General features: G+C 66.5%; 20 protein-coding genes. 14 read left to right on the forward strand and 6 right to left on the reverse strand.

The window, feature by feature from the left end:
• Window positions 1-93: 93 nt before the first annotated feature.
• Together BLS75_RS30855 and BLS75_RS30860 are read left to right on the forward strand one after the other, a co-directional pair.
• Window positions 94-1,842: an FAD-dependent oxidoreductase gene (locus BLS75_RS30855; protein ID WP_072452554.1), complete on the forward strand. Its 1,749-nt coding sequence runs from the start codon at window positions 94-96 to the stop codon at window positions 1,840-1,842.
• Window positions 1,839-2,717, forward strand: a complete 879-nt coding sequence (locus BLS75_RS30860; RefSeq protein WP_072452556.1) for an SDR family NAD(P)-dependent oxidoreductase — start codon at window positions 1,839-1,841, stop codon at window positions 2,715-2,717. Before BLS75_RS30855 ends, BLS75_RS30860 begins: the two co-directional genes overlap by 4 nt.
• A 228-nt stretch (window positions 2,718-2,945) precedes the next feature.
• On the opposite strand, the gene BLS75_RS30865 is transcribed toward BLS75_RS30860, so the two are convergent.
• The 6 genes from BLS75_RS30865 to BLS75_RS30890 all read right to left on the reverse strand — a co-directional run bounded on the left by BLS75_RS30865 (window position 2,946) and on the right by BLS75_RS30890 (window position 9,569).
• Window positions 2,946-4,520, reverse strand: a complete 1,575-nt coding sequence (locus BLS75_RS30865) for a FadD3 family acyl-CoA ligase (protein ID WP_072452558.1) — start codon at window positions 4,518-4,520, stop codon at window positions 2,946-2,948.
• A gap of 157 nt (window positions 4,521-4,677) precedes the next feature.
• Window positions 4,678-5,424, reverse strand: a complete 747-nt coding sequence (locus BLS75_RS30870) for an SDR family NAD(P)-dependent oxidoreductase (protein ID WP_072452559.1) — start codon at window positions 5,422-5,424, stop codon at window positions 4,678-4,680.
• A 101-nt stretch (window positions 5,425-5,525) separates the two neighbouring features.
• Complete coding sequence (locus tag BLS75_RS30875) at window positions 5,526-6,605, reverse strand: ferredoxin--NADP reductase (RefSeq protein ID WP_072452830.1); 1,080 nt, start codon at window positions 6,603-6,605, stop codon at window positions 5,526-5,528.
• Between the two features lie 14 nt (window positions 6,606-6,619).
• Window positions 6,620-7,387 (reverse strand): glucose 1-dehydrogenase, encoded by a 768-nt coding sequence (locus tag BLS75_RS30880; protein WP_072452561.1) that lies wholly within the window; start codon window positions 7,385-7,387, stop codon window positions 6,620-6,622.
• A complete protein-coding gene (locus BLS75_RS30885) occupies window positions 7,375-9,045 on the reverse strand; it encodes an FAD-binding protein (protein WP_072452562.1) in 1,671 nt (556 codons plus the stop codon). The genes BLS75_RS30880 and BLS75_RS30885 overlap by 13 nt, the downstream gene beginning before the upstream one ends.
• Window positions 9,046-9,053: 8 nt before the next feature.
• Window positions 9,054-9,569, reverse strand: coding sequence for a flavin reductase family protein (locus tag BLS75_RS30890; protein ID WP_072452564.1), 516 nt, complete (start codon window positions 9,567-9,569; stop codon window positions 9,054-9,056).
• 258 nt (window positions 9,570-9,827) lie between these two features.
• Here BLS75_RS30890 and BLS75_RS30895 point away from each other — a divergent pair, with 258 nt between their 5' ends.
• From BLS75_RS30895 to BLS75_RS30950, 12 genes are all read left to right on the forward strand, one after another.
• Window positions 9,828-11,012 (forward strand): acyl-CoA dehydrogenase family protein, encoded by a 1,185-nt coding sequence (locus BLS75_RS30895; protein ID WP_072452566.1) that lies wholly within the window; start codon window positions 9,828-9,830, stop codon window positions 11,010-11,012.
• 122 nt (window positions 11,013-11,134) lie between these two features.
• Window positions 11,135-12,256: an LLM class flavin-dependent oxidoreductase gene (locus tag BLS75_RS30900; protein WP_072452567.1), complete on the forward strand. Its 1,122-nt coding sequence runs from the start codon at window positions 11,135-11,137 to the stop codon at window positions 12,254-12,256.
• Between the two features lie 210 nt (window positions 12,257-12,466).
• A complete protein-coding gene (locus tag BLS75_RS30905; RefSeq protein WP_072452569.1) occupies window positions 12,467-13,372 on the forward strand; it encodes a VOC family protein in 906 nt (301 codons plus the stop codon).
• Window positions 13,369-14,256, forward strand: a complete 888-nt coding sequence (locus tag BLS75_RS30910) for a CoA transferase subunit A (RefSeq protein ID WP_072452570.1) — start codon at window positions 13,369-13,371, stop codon at window positions 14,254-14,256. Before BLS75_RS30905 ends, BLS75_RS30910 begins: the two co-directional genes overlap by 4 nt.
• A gap of 12 nt (window positions 14,257-14,268) precedes the next feature.
• A complete protein-coding gene (locus BLS75_RS30915) occupies window positions 14,269-15,066 on the forward strand; it encodes a CoA-transferase subunit beta (protein ID WP_072452572.1) in 798 nt (265 codons plus the stop codon).
• Between the two features lie 27 nt (window positions 15,067-15,093).
• Window positions 15,094-15,963 (forward strand): enoyl-CoA hydratase, encoded by an 870-nt coding sequence (locus tag BLS75_RS30920; protein ID WP_072452574.1) that lies wholly within the window; start codon window positions 15,094-15,096, stop codon window positions 15,961-15,963.
• A gap of 2 nt (window positions 15,964-15,965) precedes the next feature.
• On the forward strand, window positions 15,966-17,033 hold the full coding sequence (locus BLS75_RS30925; RefSeq protein WP_072452576.1) for an NAD(P)H-dependent flavin oxidoreductase: 1,068 nt from the start codon (window positions 15,966-15,968) through the stop codon (window positions 17,031-17,033).
• 11 nt (window positions 17,034-17,044) lie between these two features.
• A complete protein-coding gene (locus BLS75_RS30930; protein WP_072452578.1) occupies window positions 17,045-17,800 on the forward strand; it encodes an enoyl-CoA hydratase family protein in 756 nt (251 codons plus the stop codon).
• A 10-nt stretch (window positions 17,801-17,810) separates the two neighbouring features.
• Window positions 17,811-18,977 (forward strand): acyl-CoA dehydrogenase family protein, encoded by a 1,167-nt coding sequence (locus BLS75_RS30935; RefSeq protein ID WP_072452580.1) that lies wholly within the window; start codon window positions 17,811-17,813, stop codon window positions 18,975-18,977.
• A 10-nt stretch (window positions 18,978-18,987) separates the two neighbouring features.
• The gene (locus BLS75_RS30940) at window positions 18,988-20,064 is read left to right on the forward strand and encodes an acyl-CoA dehydrogenase family protein (protein ID WP_072452582.1); all 1,077 of its coding nucleotides are present in this window, start codon (window positions 18,988-18,990) and stop codon (window positions 20,062-20,064) included.
• On the forward strand, window positions 20,057-21,205 hold the full coding sequence (locus tag BLS75_RS30945; protein WP_072452584.1) for an acetyl-CoA C-acetyltransferase: 1,149 nt from the start codon (window positions 20,057-20,059) through the stop codon (window positions 21,203-21,205). The genes BLS75_RS30940 and BLS75_RS30945 overlap by 8 nt, the downstream gene beginning before the upstream one ends.
• A 25-nt stretch (window positions 21,206-21,230) precedes the next feature.
• On the forward strand, window positions 21,231-22,106 hold the full coding sequence (locus tag BLS75_RS30950; protein WP_072452586.1) for an SDR family oxidoreductase: 876 nt from the start codon (window positions 21,231-21,233) through the stop codon (window positions 22,104-22,106).
• Window positions 22,107-22,108: the final 2 nt, after the last annotated feature.

Here is a 22,108-nt window from a genome sequence, read left to right on the forward strand (position 1 = left end):
CGAGGCTGCCGAACAATCCCGGGACCGACTGCGCCGGAGTCCGGGCCGGTGGCGGCGGCTTCCTGCCTGTAGGCGCCTTGCGGAGATGCGCGGATGAAACACGCCAAGATCAAATGGGATGAGTGCTGCGATGTATTGGTGATAGGTTCCGGCGCAGGAGGCATGACCGCCGCGCTGCGGGCCCATGACCTGGGGTTGAACACGTTGCTGATCGAGAAGAGTGGCGAATACGGCGGCACCTCGGCGGTGTCCGGCGGTGGCATCTGGATTCCCGACAACCACCGGATCCAGGCCCTGGGCGGTAGCGATTCGGTGGCCGAAGGGATCGCCTATGTCCGCGCGGTGACCCACGGTGAGATCGACGACGGGCGCATCGAAGCCTATGTCGAGCAGGGCCGGGACATGGTCCGCTACCTGGAGGCGCAGACCCGGGTGCGCTTCGAGGCCCAGCCCGCTTACTCCGACTACTACCCGCAGGTGCCCGGCGGCAAGCCCGGCTATCGCTCCATGGACCCGCAACCCTTCGATGCCGCCGAGCTGGGCGAGGAGTTCCTGCGCATGCGTGCGCCTTCCCCCGGCACGCTGATGATGGGGCGCATGGCGATGACCATGAAGGAGGCGCAGGTGCTGCTGTGTCGTGGCCCCGGCTGGCTGCGCCTGACCCTGCGAGTGATGTGGCGCTACTGGCGTGATCGCGAGGGGCGGCGGCTGTCGCGTCGCGACCGTTTCCTGACCCTGGGCAATGCCCTGGTGGGCGCCTTGCGCTGTTCGCTGCAGGATCGCCAGCGGCCGCTGTGGCTCAACTGCGCCTTGCAGGAACTGCTGATTGTCGGTGAGCGAGTCGGCGGCGCGCGGGTCTGCCGCGACGGCCAGACCCTGAACATCAAGGCGCGCCACGGGGTGATCATCGCCGCCGGTGGCTTCGAGCGTAACCAGGCCATGCGCGAGCAGTACCTGCCGCAGCCGTCCCAGGCCCAGTGGAGTGCCACGCCACCGCACAACACCGGCGACGGTATTCGTGCCGGCCAGGTGATTGGCGCCCGTACTGCCTTGATGGACCACGGCTGGTGGGCGCCCACTACCCGGGTTGCAGGTGAGGAAAAGCAGCGTGCGCTGTTCGTCGAGCGCACCTTGCCTGGCTGCGTACTGGTGAACTCGGCAGGGCAACGCTTCGTCAACGAGGCGGCGCCCTATACCGATATTGTCTATGCGATGTATGAGAACAATCGGGCCGAAGCGGTCAGCGTGCCGTGCTGGATGATCTTCGACGCCGAGTTCCGCCGCAAATACCCCTGCGGCGCGCTGTTGCCCGGTTATGCCCAGCCCGACTGGCGGCTGCCCGAACACCTGCAGGACTACTTCTACAAGGCCGCCAGCCTGCCGGACCTGGCGGCGCAGATCGGCATCGACGGCCCGGGCCTGATGCGTAGCATCGAGCGTTTCAACATCATGGCCCGGGAGGGCCGGGACCAGGATTTCAACAAGGGCGAGTCGCTGTTCGATCGCTACTACGGCGACCCCCACGTCGGCCCCAACCCTTGCCTGGCGCCCTTGCTCAAGGCGCCGTTCTACGCGGTGCGGGTGGATGCCGGGGACATTGGCACCAAGGGCGGCCTGCTGACCGATGCCAACGCCCGGGTGTTGCACGAGGACGGCCATCCGATCCTCGGCCTTTACGCAATCGGCAACAGCGCCGCATCGATGATGGGGCGCACGTATCCGGGAGCCGGCTCGACCATCGGCCCGGCGATGACTTTCGGCTATATCGCCGCCAATCACATCAAGGCGCAAAGCCTGCGCCAGTCGCAGCCGGCGTCCTTTCTGGCAAGGAGCAGTCAATGAAGAGCAAGCAACCCCAGGTGGCCCTGGTCACCGGTGCCAGTCGCGGCGTGGGCCGTGGCATCGCCCTGGCCCTCGGGGCACAGGGCATGACCGTCTACGTGACCGGGCGTGCGCCGGAAAAGGCCGGGGCACGGCTTTATGAACAGGCGCTGCAAGGTTCATTGGCGGACACCGCGGCAGCCATTACCGCCGCCGGTGGCCGGGGCATCCCGGTGGTCTGCGAGCATGCCGACGACGCCCAGGTGCAGGCACTGTTTGCGCGGATCGCCGAGGAGGCCGGCCACCTCGATCTGCTGGTCAATAACGTGGCCGCCATCCATGAGCGCTTGATCGAGCCCGGGCCGTTCTGGAACAAGCCCCTGGAGTTGGTGGATATCCTCGATGTCGGCTTGCGTTCGGCCTACATCGCCAGTTACTACGCCGCGCCGTTGTTGCTGCGCAGTGCCCAGGGGCTGGTCTGTTTCACTTCGTCGTTCGGCGCCGGCTGCTACATGCACGGCCCCGCCTACGGAGCGCAGAAGGCCGGTTGCGACAAGCTGGCGGCGGACATGGCAATCGATTTTGAAGGGCGTGGCGTGGCGGCGCTGTCCCTGTGGCTGGGGCCGCAGTTGACCGAGCGCACGCGGATTGTCGGCGAGCACCACGGCGAGCAGTACCAGGCTTTTCTCGCGGACGCCGAGACCCCGCAGTTCAACGGCCGGGTCATTCATGCGCTGCTCAATGACCCCGGGCTGATGAGCCTGTCCGGGCAGACCCTGATCACCGCGGAAATCGCCCCGGGCTATGGCATCAGCGAGGATCAGGGGCGCCAGCCGCCGTCCCATCGCTCATTGCTGGGCGAGCCCCGGCGCCAGCATCCGGCGCGGGTGATATAAACCCCGGCGCAACGAGCGCAAATTAGCCGGTGGCTAGGGAGCTTGCTCCCGCGGGGGGCGGAGCCGCCCCAATGCCAGCCACCGGGTTTCGGCACTCGCACATTGATTCAGACGTTCCACAGGCACCGCGCAAAGCGGCGGCAAAAACGCGGCAGTCAGGCTCCGCAGGCTGGCCCGTCCCCAGGAGGGACGCGCCTCGCCAGCCGCACTTGGCACCCTGTGCCAGCCTCAATTGCGGCTTTCGGCCCACTGGCGCAACACCTGCTTGGTCACCTTGCCCGCCGCGTTCAGCGGCATGGCTTCCAGTACCTGGAATCGTCGCGGCACCTTGTAGTTGGCCATCTGTTCCCGGCACCAGCCCAGCAGTGCTGTCGATTCCAGGAGTTGTCCCGGCGTGGCCAGGACAAAGGCCATGGCCACTTCGCCGAGGCGCTCGTCCGGTATACCTATTACCGCCGCCTGGGCCACCCCGGGAAACTTCAGCAGGCACTGCTCGATTTCCGCCGGATAGACGTTGAAACCGCCGGTAATGAACATGTCCTTGAGGCGGTCGGTGATACGCAGGTAGCCCTGCTCGTCGAGGACCCCGACGTCACCGGTATTGAGCCAGCCATCGGCGTCCAGCACTTCCTGGCTGGCTTGCGGGTCGTTGAGGTAGCCCTGCATCAGGTTGTAGCCGCGAATCTGTATTTCCCCGGGGACATTGGGCGGTTGGCACTGGCCGTCGGCGGCGACAATCCGCACCTCTACCCCGGGCATCGCCCGGCCGCTGGTCTGGGCGACTCGCAGCGGATCGTCGCCGGGGCGGCAAATGGTGGCGAAACCGCAGACTTCGGTCAGGCCGTAGGCCGTGACGATGGTGGCAAAGCCCAGCTCGTCGCGCATGCGTCCGATCATGTCCACCGGGATTACCGCGGCACCGGTCACCGCCACCCGTAGTGAGGACAGATCGTAGGCATCGCGCCGGGGGTGAGCCAGTAGCGACTGATAAAGCGTCGGCGGGCCGGGCAGCACGCTGATGCGCTGGCGCTGCACGCATTCGAGCACCGCGTCGACGTCGAACACCTGCTGGGGAATGATGGTCGCACCGCGCATCAGCGCCGCCAGCCATCCCGCCTTGTAGCCGAAGGAGTGGAAGAACGGGTTGACGATCAGGTAGCGATCGCCTTCGCCCAGGCCGACCACGTCGCTCCAGTCGCGCACTATCCGCAGATTCTGCCCATGGCTGGTCATCACGCCCTTGGGCTTGCCGGTGGTGCCGGAGGTGAACAGTACATCGGACAGGGTTTGCGGGCCGAGCTGTTCCTGACGCAGGCGCAGGCTGCTGCCGGGCACTCGGCCGGCCAGGGCCATGAAACTGTCCCAGTCCAGGGCCGCCGGCGAGGGCGAGCGCAGGCTGATGATCTGGCGCAGTTCAGGCAGGCTTTCGCCGGCGAGCATCTGCGGATAGTCGACGCCGAGGAACTCACCGATGGCGAACAGCACGCAGGCGCCGCTCTGGCGCAGGATATAGCCGGCCTCGTTGCCCTTCATCCGGGTGTTGAGCGGCACCAGGGCGGCGCCGACGCTGTGCAGGGCGCCGGCGGCGACAATCCACTCCCAGGTATTGGGGGCCCAGATCGCCACCCGGTCCCCGGCCTTGACCTCCAGGGCCAGCAAGGCCCGGGCGGCCTGCTGGCGCAGGCGGTCGAGCTGCAGGTAACTGATGCTGCCGGCGTCCTCGATGGCCGGGCGGTCGCCGTAGGCCAGGGCTGCCCGGGCGAACAGATGAGCGATGGTGGGAGCGTTGAGCGCAGACGGCATGGTGCCTCCTCAGGCAGAGGATTGTTGAACGAAGGGGGAGGCGGCCTGGCAGAGAGCCAGGCCGCTAAGAACCTGTTCACGATCTGCTGCGCTTAGCTCATGCGGCGTTAAAAATGCCTGAGCGTCGCTCGCTAGATCGTGAACAGGCTCTAACCACTCAGGCTGGCGGTGGCGCGAAGCGGCGGCCGGCAGAGAAGCCGCCGTCCACGGCGATCATCTGGCCGCTGACGAAAGAGGCCTCGTCGGAGGCCAGAAACAGCGCCACGGCGGCCACTTCTTCCGGTTGCCCGGAACGGTTGAGCATGTGCTGGGAAGCGAAGTAGGCGTGGAATTCGGCCTGTTCGCGGACCATGCTGGTCATCGGCGTTTCGATCAGCCCCGGGCACAGGCCATTGACGCGGATGTTGGCGTAACCGTAGTCCACCGCCATGGAGCGGGTCAGCTGGTTGATACCGCCCTTGGACACGTTGTAGGCGACATTGCCGTCGCAGCCTTGCAGGCCGAAGATCGAGCCAATGTTGATGATCGAGCCGCCGCGTTGCGCCTCCATGGCCCCCAGCAGGTACTTGCTGGTGAGCATGCTGCCGGTCAGGTTGATGTCCAGCACCCGTTGCCAGTTGGCGGTGCTGGTCTGGGTCACGCTGCCCTGGTCGGCGACGCCCGCGGCATTGACCAGCACATCGACCCGGCGATAGTGGCCGATGATTTCTTCCATCACCTGCTCGACCTGGGCCTCGTCGCGCACGTCGAGGGTCATGAAGCGCCCGGGAAAGTCCGCCGGTGCGTTGCCGATGTCCAGCCCCACCACCTGGGCACCCTCCGCGGCGAAGCGCCGGACGCAGGCCAGACCGATACCTGAAGCCGCGCCGGTGACCACCGCGACCTTGTTTTGCAACCGAGCCATGCATACACCTCTTTTATTGTTGTAGGCCAATCCTGGCGGTCGAGTCTAATCGTTGCCCGGCGCTGCCGGGTCGTCCGTTGAGACTAGAGGCGCAGGCGCCCCTAATCCGGAAAGCGCACCCGCACCACCGGCGTGTCGGGGTGGCTCTGGCAGGCCAGCGTCCAGCCATCGGCCAGCTCCTGGGCACTGAGCACGGCGTTGTGGGCCAGCCGTGTGCGGCCCTGTTCCACCCGGCACATGCAGGCGCCGCAGATGCCTTCCTCGCAAGACGCCGGCACCTCCAGCCCGGCGGCCCGGCAGCTTTGCAGCAGAGTCTGCCCCGGGTGCCACGCCAGGCTGTGGGCCTGGCCGTCGAGTTCGACGGTCAGGCCCTGGCAGGACTGCCCGGCGGCGTGCTCGACCTGCTGCTGTGCCTGGGGTTGCGGGTCGGGCGGCGACAGGAAACGCTCGACATGGATCGCCTGGCGTGGCTCACCCAGGTCTAGCAGGGTGCTTTCCACAGTGTCCATGAAGGGCGCCGGGCCGCAGATGAAATACTCGCCGCCCCGGCGCGCATGCAGCAGTTGGCGAACCTGGGCCGCAGTGACGAAACCCTGAACCGAGTCCAGCAGGTGCAGGACTTCCAGACGCGGCTCGTGGGTCCGGGCCAGCTGTTGCAGTTCGTCCTTGAAGATCACCGAGGCTTCGTCGCGGTTGGCGTAGACCAGGGTCACCGGCCGGCGCCCGGCGTGCAGCACTGACTTGAGGATGGAGAATACCGGGGTGATGCCCGAGCCGCCGCCGAACAGCACCAGCGGACGCTGCTCGTCGCTATCGGCATTGCTCTCCAGGCAGAAGTGCCCGGCCGGGGGCAGCACCTCCAGCCAGTCACCGACCTGCACCTGCTGGTTCATCCAGTTCGATACCCGGCCCCCGGCCACACGCTTGATCGTGACCTTGGGCTGTGGATCGCACAGGGGCGAGCTGGCCATGGAATAGCAGCGGATCAGCAACTGGCCCGCGCAGGGCACGCGAAAGCTCAGGAACTGCCCCGGTTTGTAGCGAAAACGCTCACGCAACTCGCTGGGGACATCGAGCACCAGGGAGCGGGCGTCGGCGGTTTCCTCGATCACCGCGGCCACCTGCAGGCGATAGCTGCCAGCGGCCGATGCGGCGCTGTCCGATACGCTGGCGTTGAACATTGGCGTGCCCATCTTCACCTCGGCTCATAGATCCCGCTGATCAGTTGCGCGTTGTCGACGAGTATCTCCGCGCCATTGACGAAGCGCGATTCGTCGCTGGCCAGGAACAGCACCGCGTTGGCCACATCACGCGGCGCGCACATGCGGTTCATCGGGTCCTGGTCGAGGGTTTCCTGGGGCACCGACTGGCCGCCGATGAGGGCCTGGGTCATCGGTGTGTTGATGCCGTCCGGGTGCACGCTGTTGCAGCGGATGCGGTAGCCCTGCAGCTTGCAGTGCACGGCCACGGAGCGAGTCAATGCCGCCACCGCGCCCTTGGAGGCGGAGTAGGCGCAGAACAGCGGCAGACCGCCCAGGGCCGCCACCGAGGACATGTTGATGATCGAACCGCCGCCGCTGTGCTTCATCGCTGCGATGGCGTACTTGCAGCCCAGGAAATAGCCGTCGCTGTTGACGGTCAGCACCTTGCGCCACAGCTCCAGCGACGTGTCCTCGATATTGGCCATGGCCAGGATCGCCGCATTGTTGACCAGCACATCGAGGCGACCGAAGTGCTGCACGGTGGTTTCCACCACCCGCTGCCAGTCGTCTTCGCGGGTGATGTCGTGGGCCAGGAACAGGGCGTTTTCGCCGATCTGCGCAGCCACTTGGTGGCCGGCTTCCTGGTTCACGTCGGTCAGTACGACCTTGGCGCCCTGGCTGGCCAGCAGCAGGGCGTCCTCACGGCCGACACCGCTGGCGGCGCCGGTGACGATGCAGACTTTGCCTTCTACACGTTGCATGGTGATTCTCCTGATGGTGCGGGTTGAGCCGCGGTTTGCCCGGCCACATGACGGGCGGCCCGGCGCGCGGAATAGATGCAGTCGGCCAGAGACAGGCCCGACACATAGAGGTTGGAAGCGACGCCCACGGCGTTGCGCCCGGCGCTGTAGAGGCCGGCGATCGGTGTGCCCTGGGCATCCAGCACCTGGCTGCTTCGTTCGCAGACCCTGAGGCCGCCGAGGGTGATCACCGGGCAAGGGAACAGGCGGCTGGCAAAGGACAGGTCGAGGACATACCAGGGGCCCTGTTCCAAGGAGGCGAGCATGGCCGCGGACTTGCCAAACGGATCGGCGCATTCGCCCCGGGCGCTCTGGTTGTAGCGCTCGACGCTATCTTTCAAGGCCTGCTCCGGCAGGCCGCAGCGCCGGGCCAGGGTTGCCAGGTCGTTGCTCCGTCGGGCGTTGAACAGCAGGTTGAGCAGCACTGGCAGGCGCTGGAACTGCCAGACCTGGCCCGGGCCTATCTGTTTCAGGGCCTGGCGCACCAGTGTCCGGTTGAGCACCAGCAATGCACGCCCCTGCTGCTGTTCGACCATCGCCTGGCCAAGGGTGGCGCCATATTGCTCTTCGTTGGCGTAGCGCTGGCCCTGGCCATTGACGATCAAGCCCCGGGCCCACGCCAGGGGCGGATTGATGAAACGCCAAGCGCTGACCTTGTCCATCCGCGCGACAGCGGCGCCCACGCTCTGGCCCAGGGCGATGCCGCTGCCGTCGCAACCACCGGCGCCCAGGGGCAGGCCGGCAAGGTAGCGCGGCGCATGCTCGGCCACCCAGAGGCGGTTGAGAATGAAACCGCCGGCGCTCAGCAGGACGCCTTTTCTGGCGCTGATCAGCCGGCGTTCGGCGCTGCCGGCTTCGATGCGTTGTTGCTGTTTGCGCAGGTGGCGGGCCAGGGCCGGAACATACATGTGCAGGGCCTGGGCCCAGCGCTCGAGGCGTGCATGGCGGCGCGCGGCGCGGCTATCGGGAGCCAGGCGCCAGGCTTCGACGCCGACCACCCGCTGTTGATCGTCGACCACCAGGCGGCGTACCGCGCATTGGCTCTGCAGGCGCACGCCCTTGGCCAGGGCGCTGTCCTTGAGCGCCTGGAACAGGTGCGCACCGGACAGGCCCGGGCCTTTGCAGCGATGGCCTCGGGGAGCGGGGGCCGCCAGCGCTGCATAGCGCGGCAGGGCTTCGTTGCCCGAGTAATAAAGATAGAAGCGGTCGCTGGGGTAGGAGGTCTTGTGCGGTGGCACGCTGGCTTCAAAAGCCACGCCCTGGCGTTCCAGCCATTGCAGTTGCCCGGGACTGGCGGCGCAGAAGTCGGCCAGGGTGCGCTGGCCGACGGCATCGCCGACTTCCTCGCGCAGGTAGTCGAACATCGCCTCGTGGCTGTCGTTGTAGCCGGCCTGGCGCTGGTAGGGCGTGCCGCCGCCGGCATAGATCACTCCGCCGCTGAGAGCGCTGGCGCCACCGCCGGCAAAGCGGTCCAGGGCCAGCACCTGCAGGCCCTGCTCGGCGGCCTCGATGGCGGCGCAGGCTCCGGCGGCACCGAAGCCCACCACCAGCCAGTCACAGGCGTCGTCCCAGTGGGGCGGGGCGTGAGTGTCGATGCGCAGCGGCGCGCGGCAGTCCATGTCCCGAATCAACCGGCGCAGGCCTGGGTTTGGGCCGGCTGGGCGGTGGTGGTGTAGCGGCCGTCGAGGTAGACCAGCGGGGTGATACTGGGGCTGGTATGGATGCGCACGATACGCCCGATGAACACAGTATGGGTGCCGTAGCTGAAGTGCCCGTCCTGGCGGCACAGAATCGCTGATTGGGCGTCCCCCAGGTAGGGAATGCCTTCGTCGCTGGTCAGCCAGTTGCCGCTGCTGAAGCGTGCCTCGCCCTTGATTGCGCCGCTGCACAGGTGGGCCAGGGCCTGCTGCTCCAGGCCGAGGATGTTCACGCAGAACCCGGCACCGGTGGCCAGGGCTGCGTGGGAGGAGGCGCTCTTGTTGATGCAGATCAGCAGCGATGGCGGCTCGGTGCTCAGGGAGTCCACCGCGGTGGCGGCCATGGCAAAGCGCTCGGCGCCGTTGCTGGTACTGATGATGGTGACCGACTTGGCCAGGCGGCGCATGGCCTGGAGCATGTCTGCTTGCAGATTGACGTCTTTCATCGCACAGCCCTCGTTCGTGGTGCATGGAGTGCGATGAATTCTGGCAACGGGGCAGGGGGCCAACATCGTCCAAGGGGACTAGGGCCTGTCGTCAAACAGCAACAGGCCCTGACCCCGGAGGAAATCCGGAAGCCCGGGCATATGGTCCGTTTGAGGGATGCCGGGTGGGCGGACGGTTGTTTGAATGCGCCGCAACAGGCGGTTGCCCGCCGTAGCACGCGCGCCCCGGCGGACGGGGTTCCCAAGGAGAACGACCTGATGCTCAACCACGATGTGCTTCGCCAGCGCCTCTACCAACAGGCCGAGGAACTGGTGCCGGTCCTGCGCGAACGAGCGGCCGAGGCCGAGCGGCTCGGCCGCTTGCCGGACCAGACCCTGAACGATTTTCAGCAGGCCGGGTTCTTTCGCATTCTGCAACCGGCACGCTGGGGCGGTTACGAACTGGAGCCGAATGATTTCTTCCGAGTGCAGATGACCCTCGCTGAGGGCTGCATGTCGTCTGCCTGGGTGCTGGGGGTGGTCGCGATCCACAACTGGCAACTGGCGCTGTTCGATGACCGCGCGGCCCGGGACGTGTGGAGCGAGAACAGCAGCGTGCTGATTTCCTCTTCCTATATGCCGGTGGGACGGGTGGCGCGTACCGAGGGTGGTTTCACCCTGAGCGGCCGCTGGGGCTTCTCATCGGGCTGCAAGCACTGTGACTGGGTGTTCCTCGGCGCCATGGTGCCGGCCGCGGAACCCGGCGGCGCGCCGGACTACCGGACCTTCCTGGTGCCGCGCCAGGACTACCAGATTCTCGACAACTGGGACGTCATGGGACTTGCGGCCACCGGTTCCCACGACATCCTGGTGGAGAACGCCTTCGTTCCCGAGTACCGCACCCATCGTGCCCTCGACGGGTTCATGCAGGACAGCCCGGGCAACGCGGTCAACGATGCTCCGCTGTACCGCCTGCCGTTCGGGCAGATCTTCGTGCGCGCAGTGTCGTCCTCGGCCATCGGAGCCCTGCAAGGAGCGGTCGCGCAGTTCATTGCCCATAACCGGGCTCGGGTGGGGGTCAATGACGGTCGCAAGATGGTCCAGGACCCAGCGGCCCAGTCGGCCCTGGCCAACGCCATGGTATGTGTCGACGAATGCCGGACGGTGCTGCTGAGCAACTTCGAGTTGATGCTGCAACGGGCCCGGGAGGGTACGCCACTGGGCATGCAGGAGCGGGTAAAGATGCGCTACGACTCATCGCTGGTGGTGCAAAAGTGCGCCACGGCGGTGACCGACCTGATGTTCAACAGCGGCGCCTCGACGATCTTTCGCGGGCACGGCATCAACCGCGCCTTCCGTGACATCCATACCGGCCGTGCCCACGTCGCCAACCATCCGGCGAAGTACGCCTGGAACCTGGGCAGCGTCGCCATGGGCCAGGACAGCAGCGACTTTTTCCTCTAGGCGGCAGGCCTCGACAGCCCTAGTCCGTTTGCGTGATTCCGCCGGCCGGGCTTTGCCCGAGCATGCAGGCCAAGGCACGAGCAGCACGCCGAGCCTGCTTTTTACGACCACAAGGATCGAGCATGAAATTTTCCCTGATTTATGAAGCCCAGACCCTGGACGCCAGCCGTGCCGGCGATCGGCAGGTCTTCGAAGAAACCGTCGAGCAGGCCGTGCTCGCCGACCAGTTGGGGTTCGACACGTTCTGGTGTGTCGAGCACACGGCGCTGACCAACTATTCGCACATGTCCGCCCCGGAAACCGTGCTGGCCTTTGTCGCCGGCAAGACCGAGCGCATCGGCATCGGTCACGGCGTGGTCTGCCTGCCGCCGGCGATGAACCACCCGGTCAAGGTCGCCGAGCGCATCGCCACCCTCGACCTGCTGTCCAAGGGCCGGGTGCATTTTGGCGTGGGCAAGGGCGGCACCCAGCAGGAGGCCGGGACCTTCGGCTACGACCTGGCGACCCTGCAACCGCAGATCGACGAGGCCATGTACCTGATCCCGAAAATCTTCGTCCAGGACGAAATCGAGCACCACGGCGACTTTGTGCAGATCCCCAAGCGGCCGATCCACCCCAAGCCCTACCAGGACCCGCACCCACCGATGTACCTGGCCTGCACAAACACCGAATCGCTGAAGAACGCCGGCGGCCGGGGCATGGGCGCCCTGGTGCTGGGCTTTGGTGGCCCCGAGGAAATCGCCAAGAAGGTCGAGGTCTATCACCAGGCCTGGGACAGCCGCGACCCTCGCCAGCAGGTGGGCTTCCGGCCCAACCGGCACATCGCCGCGCTGTGCCCGGCGATCGTCCTCGATGACAACCTGGAGGCGCGGCGCATTGGCATTCGCGGCCAGCGCTATTTCATGGAATCCCTGGGCTACTGGTACGGCGGCGGCGAGCGCCCGGACCCGGCGAAGTGGCAGGACGATACCTACGTCGACGGCAGTGGCCAGAGCGTGATCAAGTCGCGTTTTGCCTCCGAGGAGGTCAGCGTGGATTTCTCCGATCCGACCATGGCCATGATGAACCCCAACCACGCCTACGGCACCGTGGATGACTGCATCGGCTATGTGCAGCGCCTGGTGGATGCCGGCGCCGACGAGATCCTGTTCATCTGCCAGATGGGCACCGTGCCGCAATGGGCGCAGTTGGAGACCCTGCGCAATATCGGCGAGAAGGTCATTCCGCATTTTCGCAAGGCCTGACTCTTAGCGCTGCAAGCTTTTGGCCACGCCGCTTTGCCGTAAGGGCAAAGCGGTTTTTTTGTTTTTGCGCCGGGGCATTTACGGCCGCTTTCGGCACACGGATGCGCTAGTCCCATTGGACGATGCCGGGGCCGCGCTCAGGCGATTAAATCCTGCTGCATAAGGCCTCCTTGCCAGGAGGACGGGTTGAGCTGAACGAGGAGTGCTTGCATGGATATTCGCGGGTTGGGCTACGTCACCTTGCGGTCACGGGACCTGTCGCAGTGGCGCCATTACGCCAGCCAGGTGCTGGGGATGATGGTCGTGCCGGGGGCTGATGAGCAGCACTTGTACCTGAAGATGGACGACCGGCCCTACCGGATCCTGGTCCAGCACAGCAACGAGGACGGCTTCGGCGCCTGCGGCTGGGAAGTGGCCGGAAAGGATGCCTTCGAGCAGGCCCTGGCGCAGCTGCAACAGCACGGGGTGACAGCGCACCGTGGCAGCGCCGCGCAGGCCGAGGAGCGCAAGGTCCAGGAGCTGGCGCATTTTCTCGACCCCGATGGCAACCGCCATGAAGTGTTCTGGGGACCGCGCCAGGATTTCGCCCGGTTCGTCTCGCCGGTGGGGCTCAAGGGGTTTGTCACCAACGACCTGGGCATGGGCCATGTGGTGCTGCCGGCGCCGAGCTTCGAGCGCTGCCGCGAGTTCTATGAGCAGGTCATGGGGTTTGGTCTCTCCGACCTGATGAAGGTGCGTTTCACCCCCGACCCGGCCGAGCCGCAAAAGGCTTTGCACTTTCTGCACTGCAACAACGCCCGCCACCATTCCCTGGCGATCTTCGAATGCCCCATGCCCCATGGCTGCGTGCACCTGATGGTGGAGGTCCAGGGGCTGGACGAAGTCGGTCGCGCCCTGGATCGGGTCCACGCCCACGGGGTGAAGCTTTCCGCGACCCTGGGCCAGCACACCAACGATCAGATGATTTCCTTCTACATCAAGACCCCATCGGGCTTTGACCTGGAATACGGCTGCGACGGCCTGGTGGTGGACTGGCAGCAACACACGCCGTTCGAGAGCACGGTGGTCAGCCATTGGGGCCATGACTTCAGCGTCGGCCGGGAGCAAGCACAATGAGCCAGGACAAGACCCTGAGCACCGCGCAGATGGTCGCTCAGTTGCGCGATGGCATGACCCTGGGCATCGGCGGCTGGGGGCCGCGGCGCAAGCCCATGGCACTGATCCGCGAGATCCTGCGTTCGGACCTCAAGGACCTGACGGTGGTCGCCTATGGCGGCGCCGACGTCGGCATGCTGTGCGCCGCCGGCAAGATCCGCAAGCTGGTGTTCGCCTTTGTCTCCCTGGATTTCATTGCGCTGGAGCCTTACTTCCGCAAGGCTCGCCAGCAGGGCGAGTTGCAGGTCATGGAAATCGACGAAGGCATGCTTCTGCTGGGGCTGCGGGCGGCAGCGATGCGCGTGCCGTTCCTGCCCACGGCGGCGGGCCTGGGCACTGATGTGTTGCGCCACAACCCCGAGATCAAGCTGATCGCCTCGCCCTACGCCGACGCCCGGGACTGGGTGGCGATGCCGGCGCTGAAGCTGGATGCGGCGCTGATCCATGTCGACCGTGCCGACAGCCGAGGGCTGTGCCAGATCGGCGGACCGGACCACTACATGGATGACCTGCTGGTGCGTGCTGCGGCCCGTACCTACGTGACCTGCGACGAGCTGCTGGAGCGCGACACCCTGCACAGCGATCCGGGGCAGGCCCGGCAGGTGTTCTGGGAGCCCAACCTGACCAGCGCCGTGGCCCATGTGCCCGGTGGTGCGCACCCGTCTTCCTGTGCACCGCTGTATGGCTTCGATGTCGCGCATTTCAATACCTACAACGCCTCTGCGCAGCGTGCCGATGGCTGGCAGGAGTACCGCCGCGAGTACGTCGACTGCAGCCATCAGGACTACCTGGACAAGGTCGGCGGCCTGAAGGCCATCCGCCAACTGCCGTTGCCGATTTTCTAAGGAAGCCTCGCCATGAACAGCAGCACTTACAGTCTCGCCGAACTGATGATCTGCGCGGCCTCTGAAGCCTTCGCCGAGGACGGTGACGTCCTCGCCACCGGGATCGGGGTGATCCCGCGGCTGGCCGCTTCCCTGGCCATGCTCAGTTGCAACCGCCAGTTGCTGATGACCGACTCCGAAGCCTGGCTGGTGGCCGAGCCGGTGCCCCTTGGCCCGCGTGATGGTTACCAGCCCAAGCGCGATGCCTGGATGGGCTTTTCGCGGATCTTCGACAACCTCTGGGGCGGGCGGCGCCATGCCATGGTCGGCCCGTCGCAGATCGATCGTTTCGGCCAGGGCAATATTTCCTGCATTGGCGACTACGCCCGGCCCAAGGCACAGATGCTCGGGGTGCGCGGTTTTCCCGGCAACTCCATCAGCCATGCCAACTCGTTTTGCGTGACCAGCCACAGCCGTCGGGTGTTCGTCGAAGGCGAGGTGGATGTGGTGGCTTCGGTCGGCTACAACCCGGCGCGCCTGGCCCGGGGCTGGTCCCTGGACGACATCGACCTGCGCCTGATCGTCAGCGACCTCTGCGTCCTCGATTTCCAGGGCCCGCAACGGCAGATGCGCGTGCGTTCGCTGCACCCCGGGGTGAGCCTTGCCCAGGTGCAGGACAACACCGGCTTTGCCCTGCATGTGCCGCAGCATTGCCCGACCACGGCGGCACCGACCCTTGAGCAGTTGCAACTGATCCAGCGCCTTGATCCGCACAACCTGCGGGCCCTGCAACTCAAAGACAACCCGCCGGGGCTGCGCAGCGTCGGCTGAGCGGACCCCGTTTCGGAGAGCCAAGCAATGCCTGAACACAACGATAAGAACCCAGAGCCTGTGGTGCTGTACGAAGTGCGCGAGGGAGTGGCCCTGGTCACCCTGAACCGCCCGGAGTACCACAACGCGCAGAATTCGCGCATGACCTACGCCCTGGACGCAGCCTTTCGCCGGGCCTGTGACGACGACGGGGTCAAGGTCATCGTGCTGCGCGGCGCCGGCAAGCATTTCTCCAGCGGCCACGACATCGGCACCCCGGGCCGCGACGTCGACCAGAGCTTCGAGCGTGCCAGCCTGTGGTACGACCATGTCGACAAGCCCGGTGGCGAGTTTCTCTATGCCCGGGAGCAGGAGGTCTACCTGGGCATGTGCCGGCGCTGGCGGGAGATGCCCAAGCCGACCATCGCCATGGTCCAGGGGGCGTGCATTGCCGGCGGATTGATGCTGGCCTGGGTCTGCGACCTGATCATCGCCAGCGACGACGCCTACTTCGCCGACCCGGTGGTGCGCATGGGCATTCCCGGGGTCGAGTATTTCGCCCATGTGCATGAACTCAATGCCCGCATCGCCAAGGAGTTCCTGTTCCTCGGCGAACGCATGCCAGCGGCTCGGGCGCTGCAGATGGGCATGCTCAACCGAGTGGTGCCGCGTGCCGAGCTGGAGCGGGAAACACTGGACATTGCCGGGCGCATCGCGCAGATGCCGCGCCTGGGCCTGCAACTGAGCAAACAGGCGGTGAACAACGCCGAGGACCTGATGGGCAAGCGCTCCAGCATGGACATGGCTTTCGGCCTGCATCACTTTGCCCATGCCCACAACGAACTGGTCTCCGGCGACCGGCTGGGGGGTTACGACGCTCGGGCCATGGCCCGTTCCCAGCGCCGCGAGGGTGCCTGAACATGGCGATTGCCCTCGATACGCCGCTGACCGAACTGCTCGGTTGTCGCTACCCGATCATCCAGACCGCCATGGGCTGGGTCGCCGACCCCAGGTTGGTGGCGGCCACCGGCAATGCTGGCGGCTTCGGCTTTCTCGCCGGGGCCACCATCGAGCCGCAGCAGATGGAGGCGGCAATCCTCGAAACCCGGCGTCTGACGGCGCAGCCGTTCGGGGTCAACTTCCATCTGTACCAGGCCAATGCACCGCAGATTGTCGAACTGGTGCTCAAGCACCGGGTGCGCGCGGTGAGCTACAGCCGTTCGCCGGGCCAGCAGATGATTGCCCGGCTCAAGGACGCCGGGGTGGTCTGCATTCCCACGGTGGGCGCGCTCAAGCACGCGCAGAAGGCGGTGGCCATGGGCGCCGACGCGGTAGTGGTGCAAGGCGCCGAGGGCGGCGGGCACACCGGCACGGTGCCGACCTCGCAGTTGCTGAGTCAGGTACTGGCCGCGGTGCCGGTGCCGGTGGTGGCGGCTGGAGGGTTCAAGGACGGCGCCGGCTTGGTGGCCGCCCTGGCCCAGGGGGCGGCGGGCATCGCCATGGGCACGCGCTTTCTGATGAGCGCCGACAGCCCGGTGCCCGCGGCGACCCTGGCGCGTTACCTGGCGGTCAGCGACCCGGCGCAGATCATCGTCAGCCGGGCCGTCGACGGCATGCCGCAGCGGATGATCCGCAACGAATTGCTCCAGCGCCTGGAAACCGGTGGAGCCTTGCGCCGCCTGTGGCTGGCCCTGGGAAGCGGGCTGGCCTACCGCCGGCACAGTGGTCTGAGCCTGGTCCAACTGTTGCTGGCGGCCTTGAACCAGCAGCGGAGCGGCGGGCTGACCCTGGCCCAGAGCCTGATGGCCGCCAATGCACCGATGGTGATCCAGAAAGCCATGGTTGAAGGCCTTCCGGCCGAAGGTGTGCTGCCTGCCGGTCAGGTTGCCGCCAGCATCGACAACCTGCCCGGCTGCGCCGAATTGATCGAGCAGATCGTCCAGGACGCGCAAGCGCGCCTGGAGGACCTGTGCCGCCGTCTCTCGTGAAGGAGCCCCCCATGCAAGCATTCAAAGTGAGTATCGAAAACGGCATCGCCGAGCTGGTGTTCGACCGGCCCCCGGTGAATGCCTTCAACTGCCAGGGCTGGGCCGACATCGCCCGGGAAATCCAGCGGCTGGGCCAGGCCCCTGAAGTCCGGGTGATTCTGATCCGGGCCGAGGGCCGGGGCTTCTGCGCCGGGGTCGACATCAAGGAGCTGGCTGCCGACAGCGACCTGATCGTGGCGGTGAACAAGGGTAACTACGACACCTTCAAGGCCATTCATCGCAACCCCAAGCCGGTGATTGTCGCGGTCCATGGCTTTGTCCTGGGCGGCGGCATCGGCATCTGCGGCGCCGCCGACCTGGTGCTGGCCGCCGACTGCGCGCGCTTCGGCGTGCCGGAGGTGGACCGCGGGGCCATGGGCGGCGGCGCGCACCTGCAACGGTTGTTTCCGTTGCAGAAGGTGCGCCACATGTACTTCACCGGACAGATGATCGATGCCGCCGAGGCCTGGCGCCTGGGGGCGGTGGAGCGGGTGGTCAAGCGCGAGGAGCTGCGCGCGGCGGCCCTGGAGGTGGCCCGGACCATCGCCGCCAAGAGCCCGGCCATGATCGCCCTGGCCAAGGAAGCCTTGAATGCCATCGAGGATGGCGACCTCGAAGACAAATACCGCCGTGAGCAAGGCTTGACCCTCGAAGCCTATCGCTCGCTGGACTCCCAGGAAGCCCGTGACTCGTTCGTCGAGAAGCGCGCTGCTCACTTCAACGGCTGAAGGCACTTGCATGAATCTGAACTACACCCCCGCGCAGCAGGCGCTGCGGGCCGAGGCCCGGGCCTGGCTGGAGGCCAACGTGCCCGACCAGCCGCTGGCTTCCTTCGACACCGAACAGGGCTTTGCCCAGCACCGGGCCTGGGAGGCCAGGCTCAACCAGGGGCGCTGGGGCATGGTCACCTGGCCCCGGGAGATGGGCGGACGCGGCTGCGACCTGATCCAGTGGCTGATCTTCGAAGAGGAGTATTACCGCGCGGGGGCTCCGGCGCGGGTCAACCAGAACGGTATCTTCCTCCTCGGTCCGACCCTGATGGAGTTCGGCACTGAAGAGCAGAAAATGCGCTTCCTGCCGGCCATGGCCACGGGTGAGCAGATCTGGGCCCAGGCCTGGTCCGAACCCGGTGCCGGCTCGGACATGGCGGCGATCCGCTCGCGGGCCGAACGGGTCGGCGACCACTATGTGCTCAACGGCCAGAAAACCTGGTCGACCCGGGCAGTCTGGGCCGACTGGGCGTTCGGGATCTTTCGCACCGACCCCGAGTCCCGGCGCCACCACGGCCTGACGTTCATCCTGGTGCCCCTGGACAGCCCGGGGGTGACCGTGCGGCCGATCCGCCAGCTCAACGGCCTGCCGGGTTTTGCGGACATCTTCTTCGATGACGTCAAGGTGCCGCTGGAGAATGTCCTGGGCGGCGAGGGCCGGGGCTGGCACGTGGCGATGTCCACCGCCGGTTTCGAGCGCGGGCTGCTGCTGCGTTCGCCGGCGCGCTATCAGGAAAGCGCGCGCCGCCTGGTGCAGCTGTACCAGGCCAACCGCGCCAGCGCCGACCTCGACCCGAGTATCGGCGAGGCGGTGATGCGCGCCTGGCTCGATGCCGAGGCCTATACCCTGAACACCTACATGACCGCTTCGCAGTTGGTCCAGGGCGGCAAGATTGGCCCGGAATCGTCCACCAACAAGATCTTCTGGTCCGAGCTCGACCAACGCTTGCACGAGATTGCCATGAGCATTCTCGGCCAGCGCGGCGAGTTGCTGTCCGATGCTCCTGCGGCCGGCGACGTCGGCCAGTGGCTGGAGGGCTTCCTGTTCGCCCAGGCCGGTTCGATCTACGCCGGGACCAACGAGATCCAGCGCAACATCATTGCCGAACGCATGCTGGGCATGCCCCGGGCCTGAGGAGCAGACCATGGATTTCAGCTTTACTCCCGATCAATTGCTGTTCCAGGACAACCTGCGCAAGTTCCTGATCAACGAGGTGCCTCCGGAACGCTTGCGCGAGCTGTGGCAAAGCCCCAGCGGCCGTTGCGAGCGGCTCTGGGGCCAGTTGTCGGACCTGGGCCTGAACCTGCTGACGGTGCCCGAACAATACGGTGGCATGGGCCTGCAAATGGTCGATGTGGTGCTGCTGGCCCAGGAGTGTGGTTATGCCGCCCTGGCCGAGCCCTGGGTGGACACGGCGCTGATCGGCGTGCCGCTGCTGGCGGCCCTCGATGAGGCTCGGGCAGCGCTGAAGCAGCACTGGCTGACGCGTATCGCCGAGGGCGGCACGCGGCTGGCGGTGGCGCAGCCGGGGCAGGTTCTGGTCAGCGATGCCCATGTCGCCGACCTGCTGTTACTGGCCCACGGTGATGAGGTGCATGCGCTGGAGCCGGCGGCGGTGCGTCTGGTTCGCAACGAATCGATGGACCCCAGCCGCCAGTTGTTCCAGGTCCACTGGACGCCCAGCGCTGCCACCTGCGTGGCCGACGCTACTCAAGGCCGACAGCTCTGGGCCGAGGCCTTCAATCGTGGCGCTGTGGGGACGGCGGCGCAGTTGCTCGGCCTGGCCCGGCGCATGGTCGACCTGGCGGTGGACTACACCTTCGAGCGCAAGCAGTTCGGCCAGCCGGTGGGGTCGTTCCAGGCGGTCAAGCACCTGATGGCCAATGTCGCGGTGCAGGTCGAGTTCGCCAAGGGCCCGCTGTTTCGCGCGGCCTGGGCCCTGGATCAGGGTGGTCCCGGCCTGGACGCGCACGTCTCTCACGCCAAGCTGGCCTGTGCCGAGGCGGCCTTGCTGGCCGCGAAGAACGCGATCCAGGCCCATGGCGCCATGGGCTACACCTGGGAGGTCGATCTGCAACTGTTCATGAAGCGTGCCTGGGCCCTGGACAAAACCTGGGGCGACCGTTGCTTGCACAAGGCACGGGTGCGCCAGGCGCTGTTCGACCCGCAGGCGCCGCTTGGCGCCGGCCAGACCTTTGAATGTGGAGGCAGACATGCCTGAAGCCTATATCGTTGATGCCCTGCGTACCCCCACCGGACGGCGCAAGGGCGGCCTGAGCCGGGTCCACGCCGCTGACCTGGGGGGCCATGTGCTGCGCGCTCTGGTGGCACGCAACGGCATCCCCGAAGTGGACTACGACGACGTGATCTTCGGTTGCGTCGACACCATTGGCCCCCTGGCCGGGGATATCGCCCGGACCAGCTGGCTGGCTGCCGGGCTGGCCGAGGAGGTGCCCGGCACCACCATTGACCGCCAGTGCGGTTCGTCCCAGCAAGCGGTGCATTTTGCCGCCCAGGCAGTGATGAGCGGTACCCAGGATGTGGTGATCGCCGGTGGTGTGCAGACCATGACCCAGATTCCCATCGCCTCGGCCATGAGCGCCGCCGAACCCCTGGGCTTCAGCGATCCGTTCAGCGGTTCCGAGGGCTGGGTGCGGCGCTACGGCCCGCAGCCGCCGACGCAGTTTCGCGCGGCGCAGATGATTGCCGAGAAGTGGGGGCTGTCCCGGGGGGCGCTCGAGGAGTACGCCCTGGAGTCCCATCGCCGGGCCTTGCAGGCGCAGGAACAGGGGCGCTTTGCTCGGGAGATCCTGCCCCTGGCTGGGGTCGAACAGGACGAGACGCCGCGCCACACCAGCCTGGCGCAAATGGCCGAGCTGGAATTCCTGTTCGGTTGCGACCGGGTGACGGCGGCGGTATCCAGCCAGACCTGCGATGCCGCCAGCGCGCTGCTGATCGTCTCCGAAACCGCGCTCAAGCGTTATGGCCTGACCCCGCGCGCGCGTATCCATCATTTGAGCGTGCGCGCCGCCGACCCGATCTGGATGCTCACCGCGCCGATCCCCGCTACCGCTCATGCCCTGCGCCGCGCCGGCATGCGCCTGGAAGACATCGACCGGGTAGAGATCAACGAAGCCTTCGCATCGGTGGCCCTGGCCTGGCTCAAGGAAACCGGTTATCCCCACGCCCAGACCAACGTCAATGGCGGCGCCATTGCCTTGGGTCATCCCCTGGGCGCCACCGGCACCCGGCTGATGTGCAGCCTGCTGCATGAGCTGGAGCGCAGTGGTGGGCGCTTTGGCCTGCAGACCATGTGCGAAGGCGGCGGCCAGGCCAACGTGACCATCATCGAACGTTTGTAGAACAGCAGCCCGAGGACTCGTAAAGATGAATATCTGTGAAAACCGCGTTGTGATCATCACGGGGGCCGGCGCAGGCCTGGGCCGCTGCTATGCCCTGGCTTTTGCCGAGGCCGGCGCCCGGGTGCTGGTCAATGACATCAATCGCGCAGCGGCCGATGCGGTGGTAACGCAGATCACCGGCCAGGGCGGCAGCGCCGTGGCCAACAGCGACGACATCACCGACTACGAGGCGGCCGGACGGATTGTCCGGCAAGCCCTGGAGTGCTTCGGTGATCTGCATGTGCTGGTGAACAACGCCGGAATTTGTCGCGACCGCATGTTCAGCAGCCTCAGCGAGGCCGACTGGGACCAGGTAGTGGCCGTACATCTCAAGGGCCATTTCTGCATCGCCAGCCACGCCGCGCGCTACTGGCGGGATCGGGCCAAGGCCGGGGTTGCGGTCAGCGGGCGGATCATCAACACCAGTTCCGGGGCCGGCCTGCAGGGCTCCGTCGGCCAGTCCAACTACTCCGCGGCCAAGGGCGGCATCGCCTCCCTGACCCTGGTCCAGGCCGCGGAGTTGCAGCGTTACGGGGTGACCGTGAATGCCTTGGCTCCGGCGGCGCGAACCGGCATGACCGAGCAGGTGTTCGCCGAAGTGATGAAGAAGCCCGAGGCCGGTTTCGATCACTTCGCTCCGGAAAATGTCGCGCCGCTGGTGGTCTGGCTCGGTTCTGAGGAGTCTGCGGGGGTCAGCGGGCAGATGTTCGAGATCGAAGGCGGCAAGCTCGCGCTGGCCGAGGGCTGGCGTTCCGGGCCGAGTCTGGATCGCCAGGCGCGCTGGGAGGTGACGCAGATAGGTGCGGCGGTGGCGCAACTGCTGGAGCAGCGGGCGCCGGCACAGAAGGTCTACGGTAGCTGAGG

The organism is Pseudomonas sp. NFPP12 (assembly GCF_900103205.1).
GTDB lineage: Bacteria > Pseudomonadota > Gammaproteobacteria > Pseudomonadales > Pseudomonadaceae > Aquipseudomonas > Aquipseudomonas protegens.

Bases quoted from the DNA above. Each gene is read 5' to 3' on its own strand.
- BLS75_RS30855 (WP_072452554.1), top strand. From the start codon at position 94: ATGAAACACGCCAAGATCAAATGGGATGAGTGCTGCGATGTATTGGTG.
- BLS75_RS30875 (WP_072452830.1), bottom strand. From the start codon at position 6,605: ATGTTCAACGCCAGCGTATCGGACAGCGCCGCATCGGCCGCTGGCAGC.
- BLS75_RS30935 (WP_072452580.1), top strand. From the start codon at position 17,811: ATGAATCTGAACTACACCCCCGCGCAGCAGGCGCTGCGGGCCGAGGCC.
- BLS75_RS30880 (WP_072452561.1), bottom strand. From the start codon at position 7,387: ATGCAACGTGTAGAAGGCAAAGTCTGCATCGTCACCGGCGCCGCCAGC.
- BLS75_RS30910 (WP_072452570.1), top strand. From the start codon at position 13,369: ATGAGCCAGGACAAGACCCTGAGCACCGCGCAGATGGTCGCTCAGTTG.
- BLS75_RS30885 (WP_072452562.1), bottom strand. From the start codon at position 9,045: ATGGACTGCCGCGCGCCGCTGCGCATCGACACTCACGCCCCGCCCCAC.
- BLS75_RS30940 (WP_072452582.1), top strand. From the start codon at position 18,988: ATGGATTTCAGCTTTACTCCCGATCAATTGCTGTTCCAGGACAACCTG.
- BLS75_RS30950 (WP_072452586.1), top strand. From the start codon at position 21,231: ATGAATATCTGTGAAAACCGCGTTGTGATCATCACGGGGGCCGGCGCA.
- BLS75_RS30860 (WP_072452556.1), top strand. From the start codon at position 1,839: ATGAAGAGCAAGCAACCCCAGGTGGCCCTGGTCACCGGTGCCAGTCGC.
- BLS75_RS30945 (WP_072452584.1), top strand. From the start codon at position 20,057: ATGCCTGAAGCCTATATCGTTGATGCCCTGCGTACCCCCACCGGACGG.
- BLS75_RS30920 (WP_072452574.1), top strand. From the start codon at position 15,094: ATGCCTGAACACAACGATAAGAACCCAGAGCCTGTGGTGCTGTACGAA.
- BLS75_RS30905 (WP_072452569.1), top strand. From the start codon at position 12,467: ATGGATATTCGCGGGTTGGGCTACGTCACCTTGCGGTCACGGGACCTG.
- BLS75_RS30915 (WP_072452572.1), top strand. From the start codon at position 14,269: ATGAACAGCAGCACTTACAGTCTCGCCGAACTGATGATCTGCGCGGCC.
- BLS75_RS30930 (WP_072452578.1), top strand. From the start codon at position 17,045: ATGCAAGCATTCAAAGTGAGTATCGAAAACGGCATCGCCGAGCTGGTG.
- BLS75_RS30870 (WP_072452559.1), bottom strand. From the start codon at position 5,424: ATGGCTCGGTTGCAAAACAAGGTCGCGGTGGTCACCGGCGCGGCTTCA.
- BLS75_RS30925 (WP_072452576.1), top strand. From the start codon at position 15,966: ATGGCGATTGCCCTCGATACGCCGCTGACCGAACTGCTCGGTTGTCGC.
- BLS75_RS30895 (WP_072452566.1), top strand. From the start codon at position 9,828: ATGCTCAACCACGATGTGCTTCGCCAGCGCCTCTACCAACAGGCCGAG.
- BLS75_RS30865 (WP_072452558.1), bottom strand. From the start codon at position 4,520: ATGCCGTCTGCGCTCAACGCTCCCACCATCGCTCATCTGTTCGCCCGG.
- BLS75_RS30890 (WP_072452564.1), bottom strand. From the start codon at position 9,569: ATGAAAGACGTCAATCTGCAAGCAGACATGCTCCAGGCCATGCGCCGC.
- BLS75_RS30900 (WP_072452567.1), top strand. From the start codon at position 11,135: ATGAAATTTTCCCTGATTTATGAAGCCCAGACCCTGGACGCCAGCCGT.